Annotated in this window: 2 protein-coding genes; both read left to right on the top strand. The window is 53.5% G+C overall.

What is annotated here, in order from left to right:
- A partial coding sequence (locus tag ACR0C6_RS21145; RefSeq protein ID WP_480621064.1) for a DeoR/GlpR family DNA-binding transcription regulator occupies nt 1–651 on the top strand: 651 nt, incomplete at its 5' end.
- A gap of 61 nt (nt 652–712) precedes the next feature.
- Nucleotides 713–1487, top strand: a 775-nt coding sequence (phnD, locus tag ACR0C6_RS21140) for a phosphate/phosphite/phosphonate ABC transporter substrate-binding protein (protein WP_480621062.1), incomplete at its 3' end; no start/stop codon positions are given.

Genomic DNA, 1487 nt, shown 5'->3' with positions numbered 1-1487 from the left:
CGCAGGGATTTCGACGCTCTGTCGAATGACGGCCTGATCGCACGCGCGCACGGAGGGGCATCTGCCCCGGCACAAGGGCATTATCCAGGTCTGGACGAGCGAGCCAACGCGCGGATTGAGGAGCGCGAACGCATAGGTATCAGCGCGGCGAGACTGGTTCGTGATGGTGAAACGGTCATGATCGATTCCGGTTCGACTACAATCGAAATGGCCCGTGCATTGGCCTATCTCGGCACTCCTTGCACAGTGATTACGAATTCAATCCCGGTGGCAATGACCCTCGGCCATGGGGCTGCCGAGGTTCTGCTTTGTCCAGGAGAATATCTGGCAACCGAATCTGCGACGATTGGAACCGAAACGCTGGAATTCCTGTCTCGGTTCAATGTCGACAGATGCATGATCGGCTCGTCAGGTTTTTCGGTCGAAGGCCCTTCAGAAACCGTGCGCGGCTTTGCGGCTGTCAAAAGAATGATGCTGACGCGCGCAGCAAATCGACATCTTTTAATCGATTCAGGGAAATTTGGCCGTAAAGGCCTGTCTCAGGTCGGAGACCTGACCAACCTGGATTCCATAGTTTCCGACACGAAACCAACAGGAGAGTTGCTTAACGCGATCAACGGTGCCGAGGTTGATATTCTTGTCGCCCCGTAAACACTGAAATGAATGACGAACAGCGGACTGCAAAAAGACCGCGCATGACTGGGAGGAAAACATGAAGATAGACATCAGATTATTGGTTGGGGCATCGGCAATTGCGCTCATGTCGCTTTCCGGGACAGCTTCGGCGCAAGATTGCCCGAGGGGTGATCTGGACGAGCGGTTTTGCGACGTCGATGGGGATTTGATTGCGGATATCCCCACAGATTCTTCCCAGCTAATTGATCCTGACACCCTGATTTTTGCCTATACACCGGTCGAAGACCCAGCCGTATACAAAACCGCGTGGTCTGACTTTCTAGAGCATCTGAAGGCTGAGACAGGCAAGGACGTGGTCTTTTTTCCGGTCCAAAACAACGCCGCCCAGATCGAGGCGATGCGGTCGGGACGCCTGCATATTGCGGGCTTCAACACCGGGTCCAACCCACTGGCAGTAAACTGTGCCGGGTTCCGACCGTTTACGATTATGGCCTCAAAAGACGGTAACTTCGGTTATGAAATGGAGATCATCACCTACCCAGGCTCGGGCATCGAAAAGGTTGAGGATATCAAAGGTAAGCAACTTGCCTTCACGTCACCCACGTCCAACTCGGGCTTCAAAGCACCGTCGGCGATCCTGAAAAGTGACTTTGATCTTCTGCCCGATCGCGACTTCGAACCCGTCTATTCGGGAAAGCACGACAACTCGATCCTTGGTGTGGCGAACAAGGACTATCCAGCGGCATCGATTGCAAATTCGGTAAAGGCACGGATGATTTTGCGGGATGTGATCAAGGAGGAAGATGTTGTTACGATTTACAAATCGCAGACCTTCCCAACCACCGGATTTG

It is taken from the genome of Ruegeria sp. AL12, assembly GCF_056540885.1.
The sequence above is the reverse complement of the archived record's forward strand: the minus strand, read 5'-3'. Positions and strand labels throughout refer to the sequence as shown.